The sequence below is a fragment of the Kocuria sp. UCD-OTCP genome, from assembly GCF_000349605.1.
GTDB lineage: Bacteria > Actinomycetota > Actinomycetes > Actinomycetales > Micrococcaceae > Kocuria > Kocuria rosea.
Window position 1 is genome coordinate 98,139 of the sequence record NZ_KB714683.1, and the last position, 25,358, is coordinate 123,496.

The following is a 25,358-nucleotide window of genomic DNA, read 5'->3' on the forward strand; positions in this document are numbered from 1 at the left end:
ACCGGCCGGTCAGCCGGTCACGGCGCCCAGCGAGGCCGAGCGCACCAGCTTGACGTACTTGCCCAGCACGCCGCCCTCGTACTGCGGGCGCAGGGGAGCCCAGCCGCTGCGCCGCCGCGCCAGCTCCTCGGCGTCCACCAGCAGGTCCAGGGAGCGGGCCGCCAGGTCCACCCGGATCCGGTCGCCGTCGCGCAGGAACGCGACCGGTCCGGCGTCGACGGCCTCCGGCGCGATGTGGCCGATGCACAGACCCGTGGTGCCGCCCGAGAACCGGCCGTCCGTGAGCAGCAGGACGTCCTTGCCCAGGCCCGCGCCCTTGATCGCCCCGGTGATGGCCAGCATCTCGCGCATGCCGGGGCCGCCCTTGGGGCCCTCGTAGCGGATCACGAGCACGTCCCCGGCCGTGATCTCCCCGGCCTCCAGGGCGTCCATCGCGGCCTGCTCGCGCTCGAAGACGCGGGCCGGGCCCTCGAAGACCTCGGCGTCGAAGCCCGCGGACTTCACCACCGCGCCCTCCGGCGCCAGGGAGCCGTGCAGGACGGTGATCCCGCCCGTGCGGTGGATCGGGTTGTCGAGCGTGCGGATCACGTCGCCGTCCAGGGGCCCGGGGTCCAGGGCGGCCAGGTTCTCGGCCACCGTGCGGCCGGTCACGGTGAGGGCGTCCCCGTGCAGCAGCCCGGCGTCGAGCAGGGCCTTCATGACCACCGGGATGCCGCCGTGCCGGTCGACGTCGTTCATGACGTACCGGCCGAACGGCTTGAGGTCCGCGAGGTGCGGGACGCGGTCCCCGATCCGGTTGAAGTCCTCGAGGGTGAGATCCACCTCCGCCTCGTGGGCGATGGCCAGCAGGTGCAGGACGGCGTTGGTGGACCCGCCGAGGGCCATGAGCACGGTGACGGCGTTCTCGAAGGCCTCCTTCGTCAGGACGTCCCGGGCCGTGATGCCCTGCCGGAGCATCTCGACGACGGCCTCCCCGGAGCGGTGGGCGAACTGGTCGCGCCGCCGGTCCGCCGAGGGCGGGGCCGCGGAGCCGGGCAGGCTCATGCCCAGGGCCTCGGCCACGGAGGCCATCGTGTTGGCCGTGTACATCCCGCCGCAGGCGCCCTCGCCCGGGCAGATGGCCCGCTCGATGCGGTCGAGGTCCGTCCTGCCCATCAGGCCCGCCTTGCACGCGCCCACGGCCTCGAACGCGTCGATGAGGGTGACGTCCTTCTCGGTCCCGTCGGTGAGCTTGACCCACCCCGGGGCGATGGTCCCCGCGTAGAGGAACACCGAGGCCAGGTCCAGGCGCGCGGCGGCCATGAGCATGCCCGGCAGGGACTTGTCGCACCCGGCCAGGAGGACGGACCCGTCGAGGCGCTCCGCCTGCATCACCGTTTCCACGGAGTCCGCGATGACCTCGCGCGAGACCAGCGAGAAGTGCATCCCCACGTGACCCATCGAGATCCCGTCCGAGACCGAGATCGTGCCGAACTGGAGGGGGTAGCCGCCGCCGGCGTGGACGCCCTCCTTGCAGCCCTGGGCGAGCCGGTCCAGGGAGAGGTTGCAGGGGGTGATCTCGTTCCAGGAGCTCGCGATGCCGATCTGGGGCTTCTCCCAGTCGGCGTCGCCCATGCCCACGGCGCGGAGCATGCCGCGGCTGGCGGTCGCGTCGATGCCGTCGGTCACCTGACGGCTGCGGGGCTTCATGTCGGGGCTCATGCGGTCTCTCCCGGGTCGTCGGTGCGCGGTGGGGTGCGTGCCGCGAACCTATCAACGGAACTCGAGGAGCGTCGAGGGGTGTCCACGGCCGGCGCGGAAGATTGTGCCCCCGGGGGAAGACAAGGGGGCGCCCGTCCTCCTAGGGTGGGAGAAGCAAACGATAAGCAACCTGATCGAAGGAGCCCGACATGCCCGAGGCACCCGTCTCCCAGCACGCCCGCGCGATGGCCGACGACGAGGGCGGGATGCCCGAGCAGCAGCAGACGCCCCCGGGGCTGACCGCCGCCATGGACCCCGTCCCCGACCACGGCGAGGCGTCCTGGGAGGGCAGGGGCCGGCTCGAGGGGCTCAAGGCCCTCATCACCGGCGGGGACTCCGGGATCGGCCGCGCCGTGGCCATCGCGTTCGCGCGGGAGGGGGCCGACGTCGCGATCAACTACCTGCCCGAGGAGCAGGAGGACGCCCAGGACGTGGTGGGGTGGATCGAGAAGGCCGGCCGCACCGCCGTCCTGGTCCCCGGCGACGTGCGCGAGGAGCAGAGCTGCCGGGACATCGTGGACCGGGCGGTCGAGGGCCTCGGCGGGCTCAACGTGGTCGTCAACAACGCGGGCTTCCACTGGGCCCGCGGGGAGGCGGGGCTCAAGGGCCTCGCCACGGAGGACCTCGAGCGCGCCGTGCGCACCAACCTCTACGGCACCCTCTGGATCAGCCGGGCGGCGCTGCCGCACCTCGGCCGCGGGGACAGCATCATCAACACCACGTCCGTGCAGGCCTACGACCCGTCCGTGTCGATGATCGACTACGCGGCCACGAAGGCCGCGCTGAACAACGTCACCGCCAACCTCGCCGCCGAGCTGGGGCCCGAGGGCATCCGCGTCAACGCGGTCGCCCCCGGACCGGTGTGGACCCCGCTGGGGCCCGCCACGAAGGAGCCCGGAGCGGTCGCGAACATGGGCAAGGAGACGCCCCTGGGCCGGATCGGCCAGCCCGCCGAGCTGGCCGGCGCCTACGTCTTCCTCGCGAGCCCGGCCGAGGCCAGCTACGTCAGCGGCACCGTCCTCGGCGTCACCGGCGGCATGCCCGTCTTCTGAGCCGCGCCCCCACACCCCTACGGAAGGAGCACCTCGTGCCCAAGACCGGCAAGGACGACCACGCCAAGAAGAGCGAACTGCCCTCCACCCTGCAGCGCTCGGGGCAGAAGGCGCAGGACACGTTCGCCAAGACCTACGACTCCGCGCTCGAGGAGTACGGCGACGAGGAGCGCGCGGCGCGCACGGCCTACAGCGCGCTCAAGCACACCCACGAGAAGGTCGGCGACCACTGGGAGGGCAAGGAAGAGTACGGGCCCTCCGACGAGCACGCCGCGGGCGGCCGCGACTCCCGCGCGGAGACCGCCGGCGGGGTCGACGCGAACTCCTCGAAGGAGCACCTCTACGAGGTGGCGAAGCGGCTCGACGTGGAGGGGCGCTCCTACATGACCAAGAAGGAGCTCGTCGACGCGATCCGGAAGGCCAACGACGCCGCGACGCGCCGGGCCCGCGAGGACTGAGGGGCGGCCGGGCTCAGAGCACGCCCAGCAGCCCGCGCACCAGCGTGATCGCCCCGCCCAGCCCCGCGAGGACCAGAGCGACCGTGCGCGCCGTGCTCAGGGACACGCGGCGGGCGACGACCCCGCCGATCCGCACGCCCAGCACCACCGTGAGGACCACGCCGGGGGCCACCCACCACGGCGGCATCCCGCCGGTCCCCGCCGCGCCCAGCAGGGTCTTGGTGAGCACCGACAGGGCGCCCATCGTCATGAACACCGGCTGCAGGGTCGCGGCGAAGGAGCGCTGCTCCCAGCGGGCCAGCCGGGAGTGGATCACCATGACCGGTCCGGCCACCCCCGCCGTGGTGTTGAAGAACCCCCCGATCGCCCCGGCGAGCACCGTGGGCAGCCGCCCCGGCCACTCGGGCAGGCGGGGGAGCCCGAACATGGTGGTGAGGGCCAGCAGCACCACGCCGCCCACCAGCACCTGCAGCCAGGCGGCGGGCAGCTCGCGGACCACGAGCGCCGCCGGCACGGCGCCCACCGCCGCGGCCGGGGCGATGAGGGCGAACCGCCGCCAGTCCACGTGGCGCCACACCGAGAGCATGATGAGGAAGCCGGAGACGGTCGTCGTCGCGTTGGTCACGAGCACGCCCGTGGCGGGGCCCAGCAGCAGGGCGAGGGTCGGGGCCACGACCAGGCCGACCCCCGTGCCCGAGACGCGCTGCAGGACCGAGCCCACCAGGATCGCGAGGGCGGCGATGACGATGATTTCCACGGGTCCCATTCTGCGCCTCCGGCAGCCCGGCCCCGGACCGCACACGGGCCCGCCGTGGTGATTCCCGGATCCGGTGCCTACCCTGGCCGTGAGGAGAGACGGCCGCAGGGTGCGGCAGCGGACGGGAGCGGCACCATGGGCACCAGCCGGGACCTGGTCGACGACGACGAGGGCGGGCACGGGCCCGCGACCGTCCTCGCCCGGATCCCCCGCTGAGCCGGTGGGTGCCGCCACGGGCGCGGGCGGGCGCGCCGCACCGGTCACCGCGGAACGGCTCCGGGAGGTCGCCGCGTCCGGCTTCGGCATCACGGAGTTCCGCGAGGGCCAGCTCGAGGCGATGGCGGCGGCGGCGGCCGGCCGCGACGTCCTGGCGGTGATGCCCACCGGCCACGGCAAGTCCGCGATCTACCAGGTCCCGGGCGCCGCCCTGCCCGGGACCGCCGTGGTGGTGTCCCCGCTGATCGCCCTCCAGCACGACCAGGTCGAGGCGATCAACGAGGACCTCGGGGCGGAGGCCGCCTTCGCGGTGAACTCCGCGGTGGGGGCGCGGCGCGAGCGCGCCGCCTGGGACGCCGTGGCGCGCGGGGACGCGAAGTTCCTCTTCCTCGCCCCCGAGCAGCTCGCCCGGGAGGAGATCACCGAGCGGCTCGCCGCGCACCCGCCGTCCCTGTTCGTGGTGGACGAGGCGCACTGCATCTCCTCGTGGGGCCACGACTTCCGCCCCGACTACCTGGTGCTCCAGGAGGCCGTCGAGCGGATGGGGCGCCCGGCCGTCGTGGCCCTGACTGCCACCGCCTCCCCGCACACCCGGGCAGAGATAGTCGACCGGCTGGGCCTGCGCGACCCCCTGGTCCTGGTGCACAGCTTCGACCGGCCCAACATCGAGCTGCGGGTGGTGCGCCACCACCAGGCCTCCGACAAGCGCCGGGCGGTGCTCGACGAGGTCGCCGGGCTCGCCGGCCCGGGGCTGGTCTACGTCGCCACCCGCCGGGAGACGGAGGACTACGCCGCCGAGCTGGTCCGGCGCGGCGTGCGCGCCGAGGCCTACCACGCGGGACGCCGGAGGTCCGAGCGGGACGAGGTGCACGCCCGGTTCCACGGCGACGAGCTGGACGTGGTCGTGGCCACCACCGCCTTCGGGATGGGCATCGACAAGCCGGACGTGCGCTTCGTGGTGCACGCGGACATCCCCGACTCCCTGGACAGCTACTACCAGGAGATCGGCCGGGCCGGCCGGGACGGGAGACCCGCCCTCGCCGTGCTGCACTACCGCTCCGAGGACCTGGGGCTCCAGCAGTACTTCGCCGGCGCCGCCCCCGAGCCGGCGGACCTCGAGCAGGTCTTCCGCGCCGTCCTCGGGCACGGGCCGGTCCGGGCCCGCGAGCTGCGCGAGCACACCGGCCTGGGCCCCCGGGCCCAGGCCCGGGCCCTGCACCTGCTCGAGCACAGCGGCGGCGTGCTGGCCCGGCCCGAGGGCTACCGGGCCGTGGACGGGGTCGCGCCGGAGGACGCCGTCGCCGCCGCGCTCGCGGAGGCCGAGGCCCAGCACCGGATCGACCGCTCGCGGATCGACATGATGCGGGGCTACGCCGAGACGGACGGGTGCCGGCGGGACTGGCTGCTCCACTACTTCGGCGAGGAGACCGACGGCTGGTGCGGCAACTGCGACACCTGCTCGGAGACCGGCTCCGCCGCCGAGGCCGCGGAGCGGTCCGCCGCCACCCCGCACGGCTGGGAGATCCAGAGTCCGGTCACCCACCGCGAGTGGGGCCACGGGATCGTGATGGGCGCGGAGCCGGACCGGATCACCGTGCTGTTCGACGCGGTCGGGTACAAGGAGCTCTCCCTGCGCCTGATCGAGGAGCACGACGGGCTGCTGGTGCGCGGCTCCGGGGAACGGCCGGATGAGGGACCGTGAGCCCCGACGGGCGGCCGCCGGTCAGCGGACGACGTCGTAGACGGACTTGAGGACGCCGTTGGCGTAGGCCTCGTGCTCCACCAGCTCCAGGGTGCGGAACGTGTCGGTGCTGTCGTCGAAGAGACGGCGGCCCGCGCCGAGCAGCACGGGGAACACCAGCAGGTGGTACCGGTCCACGAGATCCGCGGCGGCGAGGCCCTTGGCCAGGGTGGCGCTGCCGTGCACGAGGATCGTGCCGTCGACCGTGGCCTTCAGCCGCGCGACCTCGTCGAGGGAGCGCAGCACGGAGGTGTTGTGCCAGCGCGGGTCCTCCAGGGTGGAGGAGACCACGTACTTGGGCATGGCGTTGTACTCGGCGAACTCCTCCATCGACGGCCAGACGGGGGCGAACTCGTCGTAGCTGACCCGGCCCATCAGCATCGCCGCCGCCTCCTTCTGCTCCCGGTCCTTGAGCTCGTAGGCCGCCTCGTCATAGGTCACGTGCCGGAAGCTCCAGCCCGCGTGCGGGTGCGGGCCGCCGCCGGGGGAGTCGACGACGCCGTCGAGGGTGATGAACTCGGTGACGATCAGCGTGCCCATGGGGATCTCCTGTCGGTGGGGTCGGCGTCCGGCGCTGCGGTTCCCACTCTCGCGCTCCCGGTCGGCCGGGGGAAGGGGGCGGCGCGGGATGACGCGTCCGGCCGGGACGCCGGCCGGGCCGCCTCTTGCGCGACCGCCACCCCGGTGGGATCGTCGGCAGGGACAGCGGACGAGCGAGGGCCCGGGAGGCACCCGTGGCGGCGGAGCGGACGACGGAGCAGGTGCGGACCACGTGCTGCGTGGTGGGCGGCGGCCCGGCCGGGCTGATGGCCGGGGTGCTGCTCGCGCGGCAGGGCGTGGACGTGGTGGTCCTGGAGAAGCACGGGGACTTCCTGCGCGACTTCCGCGGCGACACCCTGCACCCCTCCACCCTCGAGCTGATGGCCGAGCTCGGCTGGCTCGAGGACGTCCTGGCGCTGCCGCACACCCGCGTGGAGCGCGCCACCGTCTCCCTCGGCGGCGAGACGGTGGTGGTCGGCCGGTTCGACCGCCTGCCCGTGCGCTGCCCGTTCATCGCATTCCTGCCGCAGTGGGACTTCCTGGACCTGCTCGCCGAGAAGGGCGAGGCGATGCCCGGCTTCCGGCTGCTGCGCTCCACGGCCGCCGACGGCCTGCTCGTCGAGGACGGCCGGTGCACCGGCGTCACGGCGCACGACGACGACGGGGCGCCGGTGCGGATCCGGGCCGAGCTGGTGCTGGCCGCCGACGGCCGCGACTCCGTGCTGCGGGCCGCGGCCGGCCTGGTGCCCAGGGCCTCGCCGTCGCGGATGGACGTGCTGTGGTTCCGCGTGCCCCGCCGCGAGGGGCAGGAGCAGCCGCTGTTCAACGCCGGGGACGGCGCGGTGGTGGCCCTGCCGCGCACCGGCTACTGGCAGGCCGCCATGATCGTGCGGGCCGGCGAGCACGACGCCCTGCGCGCCCAGGGGCTGGACGCCTTCCGGGAGAGGGTGCGCGCGCTCGCCCCCGGGCTGGGGGAGGGGGTCACCACGATCGAGGACTGGGACCAGGTGAAGCTGCTGCGCGTGCGCGTGGACCGACTGCGCCGCTGGTGGCGGCCCGGGATCCTGTTCCTCGGCGACGCCGCGCACGCGATGTCCCCGGCCGGGGGCGTGGGCATCAACCTCGCGATCCAGGACGCGGTCGCGGCGGCGAACCTGCTCGGGCCGCGGCTGCTGCGCGGCGGGGTGCGGGCGCGGGATCTCGCGCGGGTGCAGCGCCGGCGGGCGTGGCCGGCGCGCGCCACCCAGCTGTTCCAGCTCGTGCTGGCCCGCCGGCTCGTGCCGGCCCGGACCGGGGCGCGGCCGCGGCCCCCGGTGCCGCTGGGCCTCGTCCGGGCGCTGCCGTTCCTGCCCCACCTCACCGGGCGGGCGATCGGCATCGGTCTGCGGCCCGAGCACGTGCGCCCGCTGTCCCGCGCCTGACAGGAGCCCTCCCGCCCGGCCGGCGCGGTGCGCTCAGGGGCGTGGGCTGAGCCGGTCCACCGCGGCCAGGAGGTGCTCCAGGATGGTGTGCCGCCGGGCGCTGCCGTCGGGCAGCAAGCCGATCGACGCGTTGTGGTAGAGCCCGTCGCCCATCTGCTGGACCGCGGTCGCCACCACCGGGTCGCCCACGTCCGCGAGGATCAGCTCGTACCATGCCACCTCGAGCCGCTTCAGGGCGGCCCGGGCGTTCTCGTCCCCGGCCTGGACCAGCCGGGAGGCCACGATCAGGGCCCGGTCCAGCCGGCTGTCCTCGAACAGGGACGTGACCAGGAAGTAGCGCGCGGCCCCGTCCGGCGCCGCCGCCATGGCCTCGAGGTCCAGCTGCATGAGCTCCTCGAGGCGCTGCAGCGTCGCGTCCACGAGGGCCTGGCGGTGCGGGAAGTGGTAGAGCAGACCCCCCTTGGACACTCCGGCGGCGGCGGCGACGGCGTCGAGGGTCGCGGCGCGCTCGCCGTCGTCGAGGACGATCTGCTCGAAGGCGGCCAGGAGCTTGTCCCGGGCCACGGGTGGGCGGGGCATGTGAGGAAGACCTCCCTGGGTCGGACGTGGTGCCCATTGTGTCAGCTCGCCCATAACTGTACCGTCTAGACGGTACAGTTACTGAGGCTGTCCGCTCCCGATCCGTTCCCCGGAGGTGAACCATGACCACTCTGCTGACGCCCCGCCCCACGGCCGGTGCGCGCGAATGGGCCGCGCTCGCGGTCCTGATGATGCCCGTCCTGCTCGTGTCGGTCGACAACACGGCCCTGAGCTTCGCGCTGCCCACCATCTCCCAGGCGCTGCACCCCACCGGGGCGCAGCTGCTGTGGATCGTGGACGTCTACCCCCTCGTGCTCGCCGGCCTGCTCATCCCCATGGGCTCCCTGGGGGACCGGATCGGCCGCCGGCGGCTGCTGCTGATCGGCGGCACGGGCTTCGCCGCCGTCTCCGCGGCGTCGGCCTTCGCGCCCACCGCCGAGCTGCTCGTGGCGGGGCGGGCCGCCATGGGGCTCTTCGGCGCGATGCTGATGCCTGCGACCCTGTCCCTGCTGCGCAACATCTTCCTGGACCCGGGGCAGCGCCGGATCGCGATCGCGGTGTGGGCCGGCGGCTTCAGCGGCGGCGCCGCACTGGGCCCCATCGTCGGGGGCTTCCTGCTCAACCACTTCTGGTGGGGCTCGGTGTTCCTGATGTCCGTGCCGGTGCTGCTGCCCCTGCTGGTGCTCGGCCCCCTGCTGGTGCCGGAGTCGCGCGACCCCCGGCCCGGGCCGGTGGACGTCCCGTCCGTGCTGCTCGCCATGCTCGCCATGACCCCCGTGGTCTACGGCATCAAGGCGGCGACGGCCTCCGGGGAGCTCTTCCAGGGCCTGCTCAGCGCGGCCTTCGGCGTGCTGGCCGGTGTGCTGTTCGTCCGGCGCCAGGCGGTCCTGGCGCACCCGATGCTGGACCTCGGCCTGTTCCGGCACCCGGGCTTCCGCGGCGGCGTCACCGTCAACGTGCTCGGCAACGTGGGGCTCTACGGGTTCCTGTTCATGCTGACCCAGTACCTGCAGCTCGTGGTCGGTCTGGACCCGATGACCGCGGGCCTGACCATGGTCCCGGGCCTCGTCCTCACGGTCCTCGCCGGCTTCGTGGCCGTGCGCGCCGTGCGGTGGCTGAGCCCCCGGACCGTGATCACGGCGGGGATCCTCCTGTCCTCGACCGGCTTCCTCGTGGTCACCCTCGCGGACCTCTCCGCGACCGCCGGCGCTGTGGTGGTCCTCGTGGCCTTCTGCCTGGTGGGCACCGGCATCGGGCTCGCCGAGACGCTGTCCAACGACCTCGTCCTCACGGCGGCCCCGCCGCACAAGGCCGGCGCGGCCTCGGCGATCTCGGAGACCGGCTACGAGGTCGGTGCGGTGCTGGGCACGGCCGTGCTCGGCGGACTGATGACCGCCTTCTACCAGCGCCACCTCGACCTGCCCACGGCCCTGGACGCCGGCTCCTCGGCCGCGGCGCACGAGACCCTCGGCGGAGCCGTCGAGGTCGCGGAGGGCGCCGGGGCGCTCGGTCCGGCGGTGCAGGAGGCGGCGGTCGCTGCGTTCACGGCGGGCATGCACTGGACGGCGCTGGTCATGACGGCCGTGGTGGTCCTGGCGGCGTTCACGGTCGCCCGCATGCTGCGGCCGGCCGTGCGCTGACCCGCCCGCACCCGGGCCGTCACTTCATCGGGACCCGGCGCCACGGCCCCTGGGGGACGTAGGCTCGGCGGCAGGGGCCGGCCCGGCCCCGGCGAGGAAGGAGTGGTCGCGATGACGCCGCAAGAACTGTTCGAGGACGCCGCCCGCCGCCCGTCCGAGGTGGCGGAGCACGTGCTCGAGGGCATCTCGGCGGAGGTGCTGCACACCATGCCGGGCGGGACCGCGAACTCCGTGGTCTGGCTGGTGTGGCACGCGTCCCGCCAGCAGGACGCACAGGTGGCCCAGCTCGCCGGCACGGAGGAGGTGTGGACCGCCGAGGGATGGAGCGGGCGGTTCGGCCTCGACGTCCCGGACTCCTCCATGGGCTTCGGAGACGGGCCGGAGGACGTCGCGCGGATCCGGGTGGCGTCCCCCGACCTGCTGCGCGGCTACCTCGACGCGGTGGTCGAGCGCACCGTGACGTACGTGCACGGACTCACGGAGGCTCAGCTGGACGACGTGGTGGACCGGTCGTGGACCCCGCCCGTCACCCGGGGCGCCCGCCTGGTGAGCACGGTCGACGACGCCGCGCAGCACCTCGGCCAGGCCGCCTACGTCCGCGGTCTGCTCGAGGACGGGTGGTCGGGGCCCTACTGACCGTCCGACCCGAGGCGTTTGCGTTTGCATCAAGTCGTCGCATGACAAGGCGCTGATGTGGGGACGGGAGTTTCCTCGGTGGTCAGACTCCGTTCGCTTAAGCTGATCACGCTGGGTCCCAGCACCTCGAACTCCTGCACGATCTTCACGTCGCTCGTCGCGACATCCTGGGGGAAACACCGTCATGCCCCGCGACTCCTCTCGCCGTTCCGCCCGCCCCGGTCTGCGCCAGCGCGCGTCCTCGCCGGTGACCGCGCTCACCGCGTTCTCGGCGCTGGTGGCCGTCAGCGTGGCGGTCAGCTCCGGCATCAGCCCGGACACCGGGCAGGGCCGGGGCTCGGCCTTCGGCGCCCCGGCGGCCTCCGCGGAGCGGACGGAGCAGCGGGACAGCGGATGGAGCCTGCTCGCGGCCGGGCAGGAGCGGCCCGCTCCGCCGGCCGGGCCGCTGCGGGACGACCGCACGACCTCGCCCGTGCGGGACGGCGGCGCGGGCCAGGGCTCCTGGCGGGCCGGGACGGGCCGCGGTGACGGGGGGCGCGAGTCGGCCTCGACCGTGCGCCCGGGCCGGCAGGCGCCGAAGCTGTACCAGGGCGAGCTGCCAGTCAACACGATCATCGCGCCGGCCCGTCCCGGCGCCGTCCTGCCCGGCGGCCAGTTCGGCTGGCGGATCGCCCCGGACCGCGGCGGGCGCGAGTTCCACAACGGCACCGACGTCTCCGCCGCGGCGGGCCTGCCCGTCGTCGCCGCCCTCGACGGCGTGGTGACGGCCGTGTTCTGGGACGTCTGGGGCGGCAACCGGGTGGAGGTCACCCACGCGGACGGGATCAGGACCACCTACAACCACCTCGAGGACGTCCGGGTCCGGACCGGGGACCGGCTCGCCGCCTCCGAGCAGCTCGGCACGGTGGGGGCCACCGGCGTTCGGGTCACGGGCCCGCACCTGCACTTCGAGACCTGGGTGGACGGGCAGGCCGTCGACCCGCAGTCCTTCGACTGGGTCGACGGCATGCGCGTCATCCCCGCCTCCCGCAGCAAGTACTCCCTCGAGGTCCCCGTCCCGGACACGGTCGAGGACCCGGCCGCGCAGAAGGCGGAGGCCGCCAAGAAGGCCGAGGCGGCGAAGAAGGCCGAGGCCGCGAAGAAGGCCGAGGCGATGAAGAAGGCGGCGGCCGCCAAGAAGACCGAGGCGGCGAAGAAGGCAGGGGCCGCGAAGAAGACCGAGGCTGCGAAGAAAGCCGATGCGGTGAAGAAGGCGGAGGTCGCCAAGAAGGCCGAGGCCGCGAAGCGAGCAGAGGCCGAGAAGGCCGGAAACGCCAAGCCGCCCGTGCAGCAGGCGGAGGCCGCCCCGGCTCCGGTTGCCCCACCCGTGCCGGCCACCCCTGCCATCCCGGCCGTGCCGGCTGCCCCATCCGTGCCGGCTGCTCCTCCGGTCGATCCTGACGTGCCCGATCCCGTTCCGGCCCCGCCAGTACTCGAGGAGCCAGACCTGCCTCCGGTGGCACCCGAGCCCGTGGTAAAGCCCGAGCCTCAGCCCGTGGTGAAGCCCGCGCCTCAGCCCGACGTGGAGCCCGAGCTCGAACCGGGAGTCGCCCCGCGGATTCCGGACGCGCAGCGGGACACCGACAAGGACGGGATCCCGGACGTCGACGACGACAACCTGGACGGCGACCTCCTCGACGGCGCCCCCCTGCTGAACCACGAGGACCCCGATCTCGACGGGGACGGCTTCCCCAACGACGAGGACCCGGACCTGGACGGCGACGGCCTGCGCAACGAGGACGACCCGGACCGCGACGGCGACGGGATCCCGAACGACCAGGACGCGGAGCCGGACAGCCCGGCGCCGAAGGCCGCGGCCGAGCCGGCCACCGGCCGGACCGGGACCACCGACCCGGCCGGCCCCGCAGAGGGCGCCGGTGCCGCCGGGGCGGAGCCGGACGCCGAGCCCGGGCCGGCCGCCGGAGCGGACGGGACCGCCCGTCCCTGACGTCGCGCGCGGAGTTATGCAGGCGTGACGAGGTCATCTGCCGAGTCGGGAACGCGGACGACTAGAATTTGCCCCCGGGCCGACGAATTATTTTCGCGCAGGAGCGGGAACCATGAGCACCACCGACCACGGTGCGCCGGACCACGGGACGGCCAGGGCGCTCCAGGAACTCCGGGACCGTCTCGCCGGGGCGCTGGTGGAGCCGGGGGACGCCGACTACGACAGGGCCCGCCGCGTCTGGAACGGCCTGATCGACGCCCGTCCCCGGGCTCTCGTGCGGGCCGGGGACCTCGCCGACATCGACCTGGCGCTGGCCGCGGCGCAGCGCACGCGCCTGCCGCTGGCGGTGCGGGGCGGCGGGCACGGCGTGGCGGGCCACGGCACGGTCGAGGGCGGCCTGGTGCTGGACCTCGGGCGGCTGCGGGGCGTCGTCGTCGATCCCGCGAACCAGCTCGTGAGCGTGGAGCCCGGCACCACCTTCGCCGTTCTCGACCGCGCCACGGCCCGGCACGGCCTCGCCGTTCCCGGCGGCCTCACCGGCGCGGTGGGCGTGGCGGGGCTGACCCTGTGCGGGGGCATGGGGTGGCTGACCCGCAGCAACGGGCTGAGCCTCGACAACCTGGACTCCGCCGACGTCGTGACCGCAGCCGGCGACCACCTGCACGTCAGCGAGGAGGAGAACGCCGGGCTGTTCTGGGGGCTCCGCGGCGGCGGGGGCAACCTCGGGGTGGTCTCCTCCTTCACCTTCCGGGCCCGCCGGCTGCCGTCCGCCGTGCTCGCGGGGAACCTCCACTACCGCAGGCCGCGCTGGGAGGGTGCCCTGTCCGCCTTCGCGGCGTGGTCGCGCGGTCTGCCGGACGAGATGAACCCGGTCCTCACCTTCGCGATCCCGCCCCCGGCGGCCGGGATGGGCGAGGAGCCGGTGCTGACCGTGGGGTTCAGCTGGGTCTCGGAGGATCACGCCGTCGGCCTGGACGTCGTCGACGGACTGCGGGAGGACGCTCCGCCCGACGCCGAGGAGATGGGCCCGACGCCCTGGCTCGCGTGGCAGGGGGCACGGGACGGCTTCTTCCCCCGGGGCTCGCACGGCCACTGGCGCAACCTTCCCTTCTCCCGGCTGGACGACGAGGTCGTCGACGTCCTCGTCGGGCTGGCCTCCGGGATCACCTGCCGGGGCACCGGCATCGACGTCCACCACCTCGAGGGCGCCTTCGGCAGGGTGCCCGAGGAGGCCACCGCCTTCCCCAACCGGTCCGCGCGGTACTGGCTGACGGTGCACGGCGTCCGGCACGACCCGGCCGACGACGAGCACCTCGCAGCCTTCGTGCGGACCGTGCGGGGCACGATGCAGCCGTTCGCCGAGCACGGCGAGTACGTCGGCCTCATGGGGCCCGACGCCGAGCTCGGGGGCGACCCGGCGGAGGCGGCCCGCCTGGCCTACGGGCGGGAGAAGCACCAGCGGCTGGCCGCCCTCAAGGACCGCTACGATCCCGGGAACCTCTTCCGGCACAACCTGAACGTGCCGCCCGGCCGGCCCTGAGCGCACGTCCGGCAGGGCCTCCTGGTGCGAGCTCGCGCCCCGAGGAACCTGCGGCCCCGCCCCGTCATGTCCGGGCGATGTCGATGGCAGCCCTTCCCCGGCCACGGACCCCGCACTAGGGTCGTCAGTCCAGAGACCCAGCGTTCACGGGAGGCGCCCCGCATGCCGATCTACGAGTACCGGTGCCGGGAGTGCGGCGACTTCGAGGTCCTCCTGGCCATGGGTGCGGCCACGCGCGAGAGCGACTGCCCCGGCTGCGGCTCCGCGGCGCGGCGGCTGATGAGCGCGCCCGGGCTCTCCCGGGCCGGCACCTCCGAGGCCCGGCTGATCGAGCGCACCGAGCGCACCGCCGCGGAGCCCGACGTCGTCGCCGCGCCCCCGCCCGGCTCCCGGCGAGCGACCCGCACCACCGGCAACCCCCTGCACCGCAGACTTCCCCGGCCCTGAGAGGCACACCACCGCAGCACAGCCGCCAAGGAGGCACGTCATGCCGGAGCTCATCTTTCCCCTGGACTCGTCACGGCCGTTCGAGGACCAGCAGCTGGTCGGGCACAACCGGTGGCACCCGGAGATCCCCCCGGTGGCCACCGTGCGACCGGGGGACACGTTCCGGGTGCACTGCCGGGAGTGGTTCGACGGCGCGATCGTCAACGACGACTCCGCCGAGGACGTCCTCAACGCGCCGCTGACGACCGTGCACAAGCTCTCCGGCCCGTTCGCGGTGCAGGGCGCCCAGCCGGGCGACCTGCTCGTCGTCGACATCCTCGACGTCGGCCCGATCCCGCAGGAGGACTCCGGCCCCCTGGCCGGGCAGGGCTGGGGGTACACCGGCGTCTTCGCGCGGTCCAACGGTGGCGGCTTCCTCACCGACCGGTTCCCGGACGCCTACAAGGCGATCTGGGACTTCCGCGGCCAGACTGCGACCTCGCGGCACATCCCGGAGGTGTCGTTCACCGGCATCGTCCACCCCGGCCTGATGGGCACCGCGCCCTCCGCGGAGCTCCTGGCCCGGTGGAACGCGCGCGAAGGGGCGCTCATCGCCACCGACCCGGACCGGGTCCCGCCCCTGGCGCTGCCGCCCGAGCCGGAGAACGCCCTGCTCGGCGGGGTTCCCGGCCCGGACGTCGAGCGGGTCGCCGCGGAGGCCGCGCGCACCGCGCCGCCCCGCGAGAACGGCGGCAACCAGGACATCAAGAATCTCACCAAGGGCACCCGCGTCTTCTACCCCGTCTTCGTGGACGGCGCGAACTTCTCCGTGGGCGACCTGCACTTCTCCCAGGGCGACGGCGAGATCACGTTCTGCGGCGCCATCGAGATGGGCGGGTTCATCGACTTCCACGTGGACGTCATCAAGGGCGGCATGGAGACCTACGGGGTCACGGAGAACGCAATCTTCCTGCCGGGCAGGACGGACCCGCAGTACAGCGAGTGGATCGCCTTCTCCGGCACCTCGGTGACCCTCGACGGGGAGCAGCGCTACCTCGACTCGCAGCTGTCCTACCAGCGGGCGTGCCTGCACGCCGTCGACTACCTCACGAAGTTCGGGTACTCCCCGGAGCAGGCGTACCTGCTGCTGGGCGCCGCGCCGATCGAGGGCCGGTTCTCGGGGGTGGTGGACATCCCCAACTCCTGCGCCACGGTCTATCTGCCCACCGCGATCTTCGACTTCGACGTCCGGCCGTCCGCGTCCGGACCGCACCGGGTGGATCCGGGCGCGGGGGCGCCGCACGCGGCCGCGTGAGCTCAGCCGGTCCCGAGCGCGAGGTACAGGTCGACCACGGCGGTGGCCACGTCCTGGCCGCAGGCCGCGGAGGGATAGCCGGAGCCCAGCACCGCGATGTGGTGGGCGGTCCCGCCCGACACCGTGCGCCCCACGCTGTGGGTGTCCCACGCGCCGCCGGCGTCCGGCAGCCACCCGTTCTTGACGAGGGAGTCCGCCGCCCCGGACCCGTCTTCGCGGGCCGCGCCCACGCCCCAGGTCTGGGACGGATGGGTGGGCCGCATCTGCTCCCGCAGCCAGGCCAGGTCCTCCTCGGGCAGCCAGTCCGCCCCGCGGACGACCGTGCCCAGCACGGCCAGCTGGTCGGAGGCGGTGGTCAGGTTGTGGCCCCAGCCGCCCGAGGACCGGGTCGAGCTGACGCCCATGAGGTCGTAGGTCTCGTTGAGCTCGCCCTCCATGGCGGAGAGCGTGGGCCCGAGCGCACCGTAGAGAGCGGTGGTGGACTCGTTGCCGCTCTCGTGGACGCTGTCGCGGATCAGGGCCCGCTGCTGCTCCGTGAGCCGGCCGTCCCGCTCGGCGGCCAGGCGCATGGTGGTGAGGGCCAGCGGGACCTTGGAGAGGCTGGCCTCCATGCCGGACACCTCGGGGCGATGGGCGAAGACCGTGCGGCCGTCCGCGTCCTGCACCAGCAGCCCGATCTCGGCGCCCACCGCCGCGCTCAGCCCGTCCAGCGCGGTGGTCAGGGCGCGCCGGTCGTCCTGCGCCGCGGGTCCCACCGCGGTGGGCAGCGGACCCGCGGCCGGACCGCAGGAGGCGGGGACGGTGACCGCCGCGGTCGTGGCGGCCGCGCCGCCCGGGGCGGCCGGGACCGCCGCCGCGGGGGCCGGGACGGTGAGTCCCAGGAGGAGCGCGGCGGCCCCCAGGGTGCGGACGGTCCTGCGGTGCTGCGGGTGCGATCGGCTCATGGTGCCCATGCTCTCGCACGGCGGCCGTCCTGCCGAGCCGGGCGGGTCCGCCTCACGCAATGAGACCCCGGTCCGTCCAGGACGTCGGCAGGTGCCCGCCGGAGGGGAGCAGCACGAGCTGGGCCGAGGGCAGCCGCTCGGTGAGGCAGCGCGCGTGGGCGGGGGGCACCACGTCGTCGTCCTCGGCGTGGACCACGACGATCTCGAGGTCGGCGAGCTTCCGGCCCACGGTGGAGGGCAGGGCGAAGCCCTGCTCCTCCACGTCCGGGTGCTCCGGGCACCAGCACGGGGCCGCCACGGTCACGACGCGCTGCAGCAGGGTGGGGATCCGGTGGCAGAGGAAGCGCAGGGCCTCGGACCCGCCGAGGGAGTGGCCCACGATCACCCAGGGCTCGTCCGGGATGGCGCGGACGGCCCGGCCGATCGCCTCCTGCCACTGGTCCGGGTCGGGGTCCTCCGGGCTCGGGAGGTCCGGGGCCACGAGGTCGGCATCGGGCCACTGCCGCCGCACGGCCTCGAGCACCGGGTTGTCGCCGGTGCGGGGCTGGGGCCCGGCACCGTGCAGGAAGAGGATGCGCTGGACCATGGGTCACCTCGGGGACGGGGGAGGTGACGGCGGACGCCGCCTCCACCAGCGTCCCCGCCGCCGCGGCGAGGTGTCAAGAGCGGCGGGAGGCTCCCGGGCCCGCTCCCACGACGTCGAGGCCGGGCCCCTCGAGCCGGTCCAGCGCCGCGGTGCGGCCGGTCAGCAGCAGCAGCAGCGCGTCGATGGCGCCCCGGACCTCGGGGCCGCTGCCGGCGCGCCAGTCGACGTCGGTCGCGGTCAGCGTCACCCCGCGCAGTCTCCGGCGCGCCCGGAACGGGAAGGGCATGGACCACACCCGGTCGGCGGCCGTGCGCGCGGCCTCCGGGGGCATGGCGTGGTGCCGGCCCAGGGGCAGGACGATGTCCTGGGTGTGGACCAGGACGTCCAGCAGCGGCTCGCGGACGGTCGTGCCCGGCGGGTGGCGCCTCGAGCCGTCCAGGCGGCGGTAGTCGGCGAGGATCGACTCGACCGGCCGGCGACCGCGGGCCCGGGCGTCCAGGTACAGGGCGCGGTTGTAGTCCCCGCGGCCCCGCCACAGGGCCGGGACGAGATCGGCGAGACCGACCTGGGGCGAGGCGATGACGTGGGCCGCGACGTCCCGCACCGCCCATCCCGAGCAGAGGGTGGGGTGGTCCCACTCCTCGGGGCGGAGCGTCTCGAGCAGGTCCGCCAGCGCGGACCGCTCCCGGTGGACGGCGTCCCAGATGGCGTCGCGGTCCATGATAATCTCCTCCAAATGGTCAGGTTTCCTGACTGAATTTTCCGGCGGCGACGGCCAGGCTGTCAAGGGGTGGGCATGCACGAGGACGCGAGGACCAACACCGGGCTGCTGCTGTACTACCCGTACCGGGACATGGAGATCCGGGTGGTCGAGGCCCTGCACGCCGCCGGCTTCGCGGACCTCTCCTACGCGCAGGCCCGGATCTTCCAGCGCATCGGCCCGGGCGGCACCCGCACGGTGCAGCTGGCGGAGCAGGCCCGGGTCACCAAGCAGACGGCCAGCCTCCTCGTCCAGGCCCTGGAGGAGGAGGGGTACGTGGAGCGGCGCCCCGATCCCGCCGACGCCCGGGCGCGGCTCGTGAGCGTCGCCGAGCGCGGCCGGGCCGCCCAGGCGGTGGCGGCCGGGGTGGTCGCCGAGGTGGAGGAGCAGTGGCGGCGCCGGCTCGGGGCGCGGCGCTATGCCGCGCTGCGCCGGGCGCTCGCCGAGCTGCACGAGGAGCCCGGCGACGTCCGCTCCCCGCCGGCCGACCACGGGGCGCCCGGCTGACCCGGCAGCGCCCGGCCGACCCCGCGGCGGCGTGGTCGGCCGGGGGCACGGGGGTCACGGGGGCGCGCCGTGGTCACCCGGTGGCGCGGCGCGGCCGTCAGGACACAATGGGACCATGACCGACGCCGCTCACCCCGCCCCGCCGGAGGACCCCCGCACCGGCCGCGCCTACTGGACCGTGGAGCCCGGCCGGGGAGAGCTGCGCACCGCGGAGCTGCCCGTCCCGGGCCCCGAGGACGTCCTGGTGCGGGCGCTGCGCTCCGGGGTCAGCCGCGGCACCGAGTCGCTCGTCCACCGCGGCCTCGTCCCGGCGCGCGTGCACGGGCGGATGCGCGCCCCGTACCAGGAGGGGGACTTCCCCGGCCCCGTGAAGTACGGCTACCTCTCCGTGGGCGTCGTGGAGCAGGGGCCGGAGGACCTGGTGGGCCGGCGGGTCTTCAGCCTCCACCCCCACCAGGACCGCTACGTGCTCCCGGCCTCCGCCGTGACCCCGGTGCCCGACGACGTCCCCTCCGGGCGCGCGGTGCTCGCGGGCTCGGTGGAGACGGCCGTCAACGCGCTGTGGGAGGCCGCGCCCCGCTTCGGGGACCGCGTGGCCGTGGTCGGCGCCGGGATGATCGGCGCGTGCACGGCCGCGCTGCTGGCCCGCTTCCCGCTGGCCCGGCTGCAGCTCGTGGACCCGCAGCCGTCCCGCGGGGGGCTCGCGGCCCGGCTCGGCGTGGAGCACGTGCTGCCGGAGGACGCCGCGGGGGAGTGCGACGTCGTCCTGCACGCCTCCTCCACCGCCGCCGGCCTGGCGCGGGGGTTCGAGCTGCTCGGCGACGAGGGGGAGCTGATCGAGCTGTCCTGGTACGGCGACGAGGACCCTGCCGTCCCGCTCGGCGCCGACTTCCACGCCCGCCGGCTCCAGCTGCGCGCCAGCCAGGTGGGCGTCGTCGCCCCCGCCCGCCGGGCCCGCCGCACGACCGCCGACCGGCTCGCCACCGCGCTGGACGCCCTCCGGGACCCCCGCTTCGACGCCCTGCTCTCCGGGAGCTCCTCGTTCGAGGAGCTGCCCGCCACGATGGCACGGCTCGCCGCAGGAGCCCCGGACGTCCTGTGCCACGTGGTGCACTACGACTGACCGCCCCCCACCGACCCGAGGAGCTCCGTGTTCACCCTGACCGTCCGAGACCACATGATGATCGCCCACAGCCTGCCGGACCCGTTCTTCGGCCCCGCCCAGAACCTGCACGGGGCCACCTACGTGGTGGAGACCACCTGGTCCCGGCCGGTCCTCGACGAGCACGGGGTGGTCATGGACATCGGCGTGGCCAACGACCTGCTCGCGGGCGTCCTCGACGGGCTGCGCTACCGCAACCTCGACGAGCACCCGGACTTCGCGGGGCGGCTGTCCACCACGGAGGTCCTGGCCCAGTACGTCGCCGAGCGGCTCGCGGCGGGGGCGGCGTTCGTCGAAGGGCTCGAGCGGCTGACCGTGACCCTCCGGGAGACCCCCGACGCCTGGGCCTCCTACACCCTCGAGCTGCCCGTGCTGAGCGAGCGCGGCGGGCCCGCCCCCGCCCGGTGAGCACCGCGCGCGCGGGCATCGACGTGGTGGTGCCCGACGACGGCGGGCGGCCCACCGGCGGCTCGCTCTACGACCGCCGGCTCGTGGCGGCGCTGGACGCCCTGGGGCGCCCGGCCCGGCTCGTGCCGGTGGCCGGGTGCTGGCCCGCGCCGGACGGTGCCGCCCGGGCCCGGCTGCGGCGCGCGCTGGGCGCACCGGCCCCCGGGCGGGCGGTCGTCCTCGACGGCCTCGTGGGGTGCGCGGCACCGGAGGCGGTCGACGACGCCGTGCGCTCCGGGGTGCCCGTGCACCTGCTCGTGCACCTGCCCCTGCCCGCCGAGACCGGGCTGGAGCCCGCGGCCGCCACGGAGCTCGCCCGGCGGGAGGCGACCGCTCTCGCCGCCGCCACCGGCGTGCTGGCGCCCAGCGCCTGGGCGGCCCGCGACCTCCTCCGCCGCTACGGCACCGCGGACGCCGTCGTGGCCGAGCCGGGGGCCGAGCGCGGACCGGTGGCCGCGGGGTCGCGCCCGCCGCGGCTGACCTGTCTGGCGTCCCTGACCCCGCGCAAGAATCAGGGCCTCCTGCTGGAGGCCCTCGCGCCGCTGACCGCCCTCGGCTGGACCCTCGACCTCGTCGGCCCCGAGGGCGACCCCGGGCACGTCCGCACCCTGCGTGCCGCGGTCCGGGACCTCCCCGATCCGGGGCGCGTGCGCTGCCCCGGTCCCCTCGAGGGCGCCGCGCTGGCCCGGCAGTGGGCGCGCACCGACCTGCTGCTGCTGCCCTCCACGACCGAGACCTACGGCATGGTCGTCACCGAGGCGCTCGCCCACGGCGTGCCCGCGGTGGTCGCGGCCGGCACCGGTGCGGTCGAGGCCCTCGACGGCACGCCGGGGCCCCGGGGTGCGCCCGACACCGGTGTTCCGCCCGGCGCCGGCCTCCGGGCCGGTGCCGCCCTCGACCTCGCCGACCCGTCCGCCTGGACCGCGGTGCTGCGCGACTGGCTTTTTCGAAAGAATTTTTTGTTGGCGAGGNAGGCGGCGCGGAAAAACGGTTCGAAAAGCACTGGCCCGCCGCGACCGTCTGCGCAGCTGGACGGACACCGCCCGCGACGTCCTCGCGGCGATCGGCCCGCCCTTCGACCCGTCCTTCGACCCGTCCGACGCCCTCGGACGCAGTCCCGACCACGACCCCGACCGCACCAGGAGACCGTCATGACGAACCACTCCGCCCCCGACCGTCCTGTCGCCGGCGACTGGCTGGCCCTGCGCGAGCCCGCCGACGCCGCGGCCCGCGAGGACTCCCTGCCGCTGATCGCCCGCATCGTGCGGCACTGGGAGCAGCTGCCGCCGGCCACGGCCCCCGGCGCCGCGGACACCGAGCCGGTCGTGGTGGTGGACCTCGGCGCCGGGACGGGCGCGAACCGGGCCTGGCTCGCCCGGCACCTCCCCGGCCCCCAGCGCTGGATCCTGCTCGACCACGACCGCGAGCTGCTCGACCAGGCCGTGGCCGCCGCCCGGGCGGAGGGGGCCGACGTCGTGCCCGTCCTCGCCGGGGTCGAGGAGCTCGGCCGGGTGCTCGCGGAGCACCCGGCGGCCCGCCGGCTCGTGACGTGCTCCGCCCTGCTCGACCTGCTGACCCGGCAGCAGCTCCGGGACCTGGCGCGCGTGCTCTCCGAGGAGGCCGTGCCGGCGCTCCTCGCCCTGACCGTCGACGGCGAGGTCCTCCTCGACCCGCCCCACCACCTGGACCCCTCGGTGCTGGGGGCCTTCGAGGACCACCAGCACCGCGGCGAGCTCGCCGGGACCGACGCCGTGCGGCTGGCCGCGGAGGCCCTGCAGGAGCGCGGCATGGTCGTGGACGTGACGCCCACCCCCTGGTGGATCTCCGACCAGCCGTGGGCCCGGCCCCTCCTGGAGCGGTTCCTCGCCGACCGCGCGGACGCCGCCGTGGAGCACCGCCCGGACCTCACGGCCGAGGCCCACGCCTGGCTGCGGACCCGCCTGGTGGACTGCGCCCGCGGCCGGCTGCGGGCCACGGTGGGGCACGCGGACGTGCTCGGCCTGCCGCCCGTCAGCTGAGGCCGCGGGCGCACCGCTCCAGCCACAGCACGTCCCGGCCGAAGGACACCAGCAGCAGGACGAGCGCGATCACGGTGGCCGTGACGGCCAGCGGCAGCGGGATCAGGGGGACCAGCGCGCCGAGCAGGACGCCGCCCTGGATCCCCGCCACCACCCGCCGGTACGAGGAGAAGGGCAGCTCGCGGCGCCACGCCGGGCGCACCCGCAGGCCCAGCAGGAAGAGGTAGCGCAGGGCGCCGATCACCACCACCCACCACGCCTCCGGCAGCCCGATCCGGGCGGCGACCGCCACCGAGAGGAGCAGCAGCAGCACGGCGTCGACCTCCTGGTCGAACCGGGCCCCGGCGCGCGTGGCGGTCCCGGTGCGGCGCGCCACCCACCCGTCGATCCCGTCGAGCAGCCACGCGGGCAGCGCGACGGCGAACACGGCCCAGCACCAGGCGTCGGCGGGCCGGCCCCCGTCCTGCCCCAGCACCGGGGCCAGCCCCACGGGCAGGAGCGCGGCGGCCAGGGCGACGAGCACGGAGCGGCCCACGGTGACCCGGTCGGCGGGGCCGTAGGGCTCGCCGCGGCGGCGCACGGTGCTGCGCACCACCGCCCCGAGCACGGCGAGACCCAGCAGCACCGAGCACGCCAGCACGGGGAGCGCCGCGTCCGCCAGGAGGAGGAGCGCCGCGAGGGCGCCGCCCAGCACCACGAAGGCGAGCAGACCGTCCCGGCGCGCCGAGGAGTGCGGGCCGGTGGAACGGGCCAGGGGCATGCGGTCGCCTTCCGCGTCGGGGGTCTTCATCCTGGGCGGGCACGGCCCGCCGCGTCAATCCGGGGCGGCGGCGGGCGGTGGCTAGACTGCGCCCATGCCCGCCGAGACCACGCCCGCCCTCACGCGGCGGCGGCCCGTTCTCCGCGTGCTGCTCGCCGCCGGGCAGGCGGTGGCCGGGCTGGTCCTCCTCGCCATGCTGTTCCGCGTGCTCGGCACGGACGCGGTCCGCAGCGCCGTCGGGATCCTCACCCCCGCCACGGTGGCGCTCGCCCTGGGCGTCGGGCTCGTGGCCACCGCGGCCCAGGCCCAGCGCTGGCGGCTGGTGGCCCGCAGCCGGGCCACGCCGATCGGCTTCCGGGAGGCGCTGGGCGAGTGCTGGGCGTCCGGGCTCGTCAACCTGCTGCTGCCCGGGGGTGTGACCGGGGACGCCGTGCGGGTGCTGCGCCGCCGCCGGCGCGGCGACAGCTGGCCCGGCGCCGGCGGCTCCGTGCTGGGCGAACGGCTGGCGGGGACGTCCGTGCTCCTCGCGGCCGGGGTCGTCCCGGCCCTGGCGGTCGGCGGCTGGCTCGCCGCGGCCCTCGGCCTCGGGGCGCTCGCCGTCGGGGCCGTCGCCTGGCGCTCCACGAGCGGCGCCCCGGCGCGGGACCGGGCCGGGGTCTGGGCGCTGTCCGTGCTCGCCTGGGCCTGCTACCAGGGGCTGTTCCTGCTGGCGGCCGTGCGCACCGCACCCCAGGAGACCCTGGCGAACCTGTGGGGGACCACCGTGCTGGGCCTCGCCGGGATGTCCGTGCCCGTCGGGGTGGGCGGCTGGGGTCCGCGGGAGGGGATCACCACCCTGGCCGCGATGGCCCACGGCCTGCCCGCCGGGACCGGCTTCGCGATCTCGATCGGCTACGGGCTGCTCGCCCTGATCTCGGCCCTGCCGGGAGCCGTGGTCCTGGCGGGCTGGCTGCTGCCCCGGCGCACCGGCTCTCCCCGCGCCGGTTCTCCCCGCGGCTGACGAGCCGGTCCCCCGGCGTCGGGAGGCCCGTGGTGCGCGTCAGCCGCCGATCGCGCTCATGGGGCGTTCCGGTTGGACGTAGTCGGAGGAGTCCAGGCCTACGTGGTCCATGCCGTGGGCGGCCGGTTTCGCCCACATCGCCGCCCGCCAGCGCTCGGCCAGNCAGGCCTACGTGGTCCATGCCGTGGGCGGCCGGTTTCGCCCACATCGCCGCCCGCCAGCGCTCGGCCAGCTGGGCGTCGGTGGCACCGGTGCGCAGCAGCGGCAGCAGCTCGACCTCCTCGTGGGAGAACAGGCAGGAGCGGATCCTGCCCTCGGCGGTGATCCGGGTCCGCTTGCAGTCGCCGCAGAATGGCTCGGTGACCGAGGCGATGACCCCCACCGTGCCCAGCGGCTCGCCACCGGAGCCCCCGGCGCCGGCGGCCCGGGTTTCGTCCGGGGTGGGGGTGCGGGGGTGCACATCCCACAGCTCGGCCGGGGCGCCCTCGCGCGGGCCCGGGTGCGGGGTCAGCCGGTACCGCTCACCGAGCCGGTGGCGGATCTCGGCGGCGGTGACCATCTCCGCCCGGGTCCAGCCGTGGTCGGCGTCCAGGGGCATCTGCTCGATGAACCGCNAGCCGGTGGCGGATCTCGGCGGCGGTGACCATCTCCGCCCGGGTCCAGCCGTGGTCGGCGTCCAGGGGCATCTGCTCGATGAACCGCAGCGCGAAGCCGCGCGCCAGCGCCCACGCGAGCAGCTCCGGGGCCTCGTGGTCGTTGACCCCGGCCATGAGCACCGCGTTGATCTTCACCGGGGACAGCCCGGCCGCAGCCGCCGCTTCGGCCCCGGCCAGCACCTCGGTCAGCCGGTCCCGGCGGGCGAGGGTGCGGAAGGTCGCCGCGTCCAGGGAGTCCAGGGAGATGTTGATCCGGGTCAGCCCCGCCGCCGCCAGGGTGGCCGCGCGGGTGGTGAGGCCGATGCCGTTGGTGGTCAGCGACACCGGCAGCTCCGGGTGGGCGGCACGCACCCCGGCGATGATGTCCTCGAGGTCGGCCCGCACCAGGGGCTCCCCGCCGGTCAGGCGCAGCTCGGTGACCCCGAGCTGCTCGACGCCCACGCGCACGATGCGGGTGATCTCGGCGGGGG

Annotated in this window: 24 protein-coding genes and 1 pseudogene; 15 read left to right on the top strand and 10 right to left on the bottom strand. The window is 75.3% G+C overall.

Annotated features, from left to right (window positions below; translation table 11 throughout):
• Positions 1–9: 9 nt before the first annotated feature.
• Complete coding sequence (gene ilvD / locus H488_RS34105; protein ID WP_031283704.1) at positions 10–1,701, bottom strand: dihydroxy-acid dehydratase; 1,692 nt, start codon at positions 1,699–1,701, stop codon at positions 10–12.
• 188 nt (positions 1,702–1,889) lie between these two features.
• Here ilvD and H488_RS34110 point away from each other — a divergent pair, with 188 nt between their 5' ends.
• Together H488_RS34110 and H488_RS34115 are read left to right on the top strand one after the other, a co-directional pair.
• Positions 1,890–2,792 (top strand): SDR family oxidoreductase, encoded by a 903-nt coding sequence (locus tag H488_RS34110; RefSeq protein ID WP_017834736.1) that lies wholly within the window; start codon positions 1,890–1,892, stop codon positions 2,790–2,792.
• Between the two features lie 35 nt (positions 2,793–2,827).
• Positions 2,828–3,250 carry a ChaB family protein gene (locus tag H488_RS34115; RefSeq protein ID WP_017834737.1) on the top strand — a complete coding sequence of 141 codons (423 nt, stop codon included), beginning with the start codon at positions 2,828–2,830 and terminating at the stop codon, positions 3,248–3,250.
• Positions 3,251–3,263: 13 nt separating this feature from the next.
• On the opposite strand, the gene H488_RS34120 is transcribed toward H488_RS34115, so the two are convergent.
• Positions 3,264–4,016 carry a sulfite exporter TauE/SafE family protein gene (locus tag H488_RS34120; RefSeq protein ID WP_017834738.1) on the bottom strand — a complete coding sequence of 251 codons (753 nt, stop codon included), beginning with the start codon at positions 4,014–4,016 and terminating at the stop codon, positions 3,264–3,266.
• 211 nt (positions 4,017–4,227) lie between these two features.
• Here H488_RS34120 and H488_RS34125 point away from each other — a divergent pair, with 211 nt between their 5' ends.
• A complete protein-coding gene (locus H488_RS34125; RefSeq protein ID WP_017834739.1) occupies positions 4,228–5,925 on the top strand; it encodes a RecQ family ATP-dependent DNA helicase in 1,698 nt (565 codons plus the stop codon).
• Between the two features lie 21 nt (positions 5,926–5,946).
• Here the strand turns inward: H488_RS34125 and H488_RS34130 are convergent, their stop codons facing one another.
• Positions 5,947–6,504: a dihydrofolate reductase family protein gene (locus H488_RS34130; protein ID WP_017834740.1), complete on the bottom strand. Its 558-nt coding sequence runs from the start codon at positions 6,502–6,504 to the stop codon at positions 5,947–5,949.
• A 194-nt stretch (positions 6,505–6,698) separates the two neighbouring features.
• On the opposite strand from H488_RS34130, the gene H488_RS34135 reads away from it, so the two are divergent.
• Positions 6,699–7,925 (top strand): FAD-dependent oxidoreductase, encoded by a 1,227-nt coding sequence (locus H488_RS34135; RefSeq protein ID WP_017834741.1) that lies wholly within the window; start codon positions 6,699–6,701, stop codon positions 7,923–7,925.
• Between the two features lie 33 nt (positions 7,926–7,958).
• Here the strand turns inward: H488_RS34135 and H488_RS34140 are convergent, their stop codons facing one another.
• Entirely contained in the window at positions 7,959–8,504 is a 546-nt protein-coding gene (locus H488_RS34140) for a TetR family transcriptional regulator (protein WP_031283706.1), read from the bottom strand.
• Between the two features lie 122 nt (positions 8,505–8,626).
• On the opposite strand from H488_RS34140, the gene H488_RS34145 reads away from it, so the two are divergent.
• The 6 genes from H488_RS34145 (at position 8,627) to fmdA (ending at position 16,048) form a co-directional block, all read left to right on the top strand.
• Positions 8,627–10,144: an MFS transporter gene (locus H488_RS34145; RefSeq protein ID WP_017834743.1), complete on the top strand. Its 1,518-nt coding sequence runs from the start codon at positions 8,627–8,629 to the stop codon at positions 10,142–10,144.
• Between the two features lie 111 nt (positions 10,145–10,255).
• Complete coding sequence (locus tag H488_RS34150) at positions 10,256–10,780, top strand: mycothiol transferase (protein WP_017834744.1); 525 nt, start codon at positions 10,256–10,258, stop codon at positions 10,778–10,780.
• Between the two features lie 184 nt (positions 10,781–10,964).
• Positions 10,965–12,767: a M23 family metallopeptidase gene (locus tag H488_RS36250; protein WP_017834745.1), complete on the top strand. Its 1,803-nt coding sequence runs from the start codon at positions 10,965–10,967 to the stop codon at positions 12,765–12,767.
• A 112-nt stretch (positions 12,768–12,879) separates the two neighbouring features.
• Complete coding sequence (locus H488_RS34160; RefSeq protein ID WP_017834746.1) at positions 12,880–14,307, top strand: FAD-binding oxidoreductase; 1,428 nt, start codon at positions 12,880–12,882, stop codon at positions 14,305–14,307.
• A gap of 162 nt (positions 14,308–14,469) precedes the next feature.
• Positions 14,470–14,754, top strand: coding sequence for an FmdB family zinc ribbon protein (locus tag H488_RS34165; protein ID WP_017834747.1), 285 nt, complete (start codon positions 14,470–14,472; stop codon positions 14,752–14,754).
• 40 nt (positions 14,755–14,794) lie between these two features.
• Positions 14,795–16,048, top strand: a complete 1,254-nt coding sequence (fmdA, locus tag H488_RS34170; RefSeq protein WP_017834748.1) for a formamidase — start codon at positions 14,795–14,797, stop codon at positions 16,046–16,048.
• 2 nt (positions 16,049–16,050) lie between these two features.
• On the opposite strand, the gene H488_RS34175 is transcribed toward fmdA, so the two are convergent.
• From H488_RS34175 to H488_RS34185, 3 genes are all read right to left on the bottom strand, one after another.
• Positions 16,051–16,992, bottom strand: a complete 942-nt coding sequence (locus H488_RS34175; RefSeq protein WP_150110404.1) for a serine hydrolase — start codon at positions 16,990–16,992, stop codon at positions 16,051–16,053.
• Positions 16,993–17,044: 52 nt separating this feature from the next.
• A complete protein-coding gene (locus H488_RS34180) occupies positions 17,045–17,578 on the bottom strand; it encodes an alpha/beta fold hydrolase (protein ID WP_017834750.1) in 534 nt (177 codons plus the stop codon).
• 73 nt (positions 17,579–17,651) lie between these two features.
• The gene (locus H488_RS34185; protein WP_017834751.1) at positions 17,652–18,299 is read right to left on the bottom strand and encodes a maleylpyruvate isomerase family mycothiol-dependent enzyme; all 648 of its coding nucleotides are present in this window, start codon (positions 18,297–18,299) and stop codon (positions 17,652–17,654) included.
• Positions 18,300–18,374: 75 nt separating this feature from the next.
• Here H488_RS34185 and H488_RS34190 point away from each other — a divergent pair, with 75 nt between their 5' ends.
• The 4 genes from H488_RS34190 (at position 18,375) to H488_RS37695 (ending at position 22,472) form a co-directional block, all read left to right on the top strand.
• Complete coding sequence (locus H488_RS34190; RefSeq protein ID WP_017834752.1) at positions 18,375–18,845, top strand: MarR family winged helix-turn-helix transcriptional regulator; 471 nt, start codon at positions 18,375–18,377, stop codon at positions 18,843–18,845.
• 115 nt (positions 18,846–18,960) lie between these two features.
• Entirely contained in the window at positions 18,961–19,968 is a 1,008-nt protein-coding gene (locus tag H488_RS34195; protein ID WP_017834753.1) for a zinc-dependent alcohol dehydrogenase, read from the top strand.
• A 27-nt stretch (positions 19,969–19,995) separates the two neighbouring features.
• Positions 19,996–20,415, top strand: coding sequence for a 6-pyruvoyl trahydropterin synthase family protein (locus H488_RS34200; RefSeq protein ID WP_017834754.1), 420 nt, complete (start codon positions 19,996–19,998; stop codon positions 20,413–20,415).
• Between the two features lie 488 nt (positions 20,416–20,903).
• Complete coding sequence (locus H488_RS37695) at positions 20,904–22,472, top strand: glycosyltransferase (protein WP_441295105.1); 1,569 nt, start codon at positions 20,904–20,906, stop codon at positions 22,470–22,472.
• On the opposite strand, the gene H488_RS0119145 is transcribed toward H488_RS37695, so the two are convergent.
• Positions 22,465–23,232 carry a CDP-alcohol phosphatidyltransferase family protein gene (locus H488_RS0119145; protein WP_190274527.1) on the bottom strand — a complete coding sequence of 256 codons (768 nt, stop codon included), beginning with the start codon at positions 23,230–23,232 and terminating at the stop codon, positions 22,465–22,467. The genes H488_RS37695 and H488_RS0119145 overlap by 8 nt on opposite strands.
• Before the next feature lie 94 nt (positions 23,233–23,326).
• On the opposite strand from H488_RS0119145, the gene H488_RS38125 reads away from it, so the two are divergent.
• Positions 23,327–24,232, top strand: coding sequence for a lysylphosphatidylglycerol synthase domain-containing protein (locus H488_RS38125; RefSeq protein ID WP_017834756.1), 906 nt, complete (start codon positions 23,327–23,329; stop codon positions 24,230–24,232).
• 241 nt (positions 24,233–24,473) lie between these two features.
• Here the strand turns inward: H488_RS38125 and H488_RS38620 are convergent.
• Positions 24,474–24,830 (bottom strand): annotated as a pseudogene (locus H488_RS38620) (GTP 3',8-cyclase MoaA); the annotation flags it as partial.
• Positions 24,754–25,335: a radical SAM protein gene (locus H488_RS38625; RefSeq protein WP_441295106.1), complete on the bottom strand. Its 582-nt coding sequence runs from the start codon at positions 25,333–25,335 to the stop codon at positions 24,754–24,756. The gene H488_RS38625 and the pseudogene H488_RS38620, both read right to left, overlap by 77 nt.
• Positions 25,336–25,358: the final 23 nt, after the last annotated feature.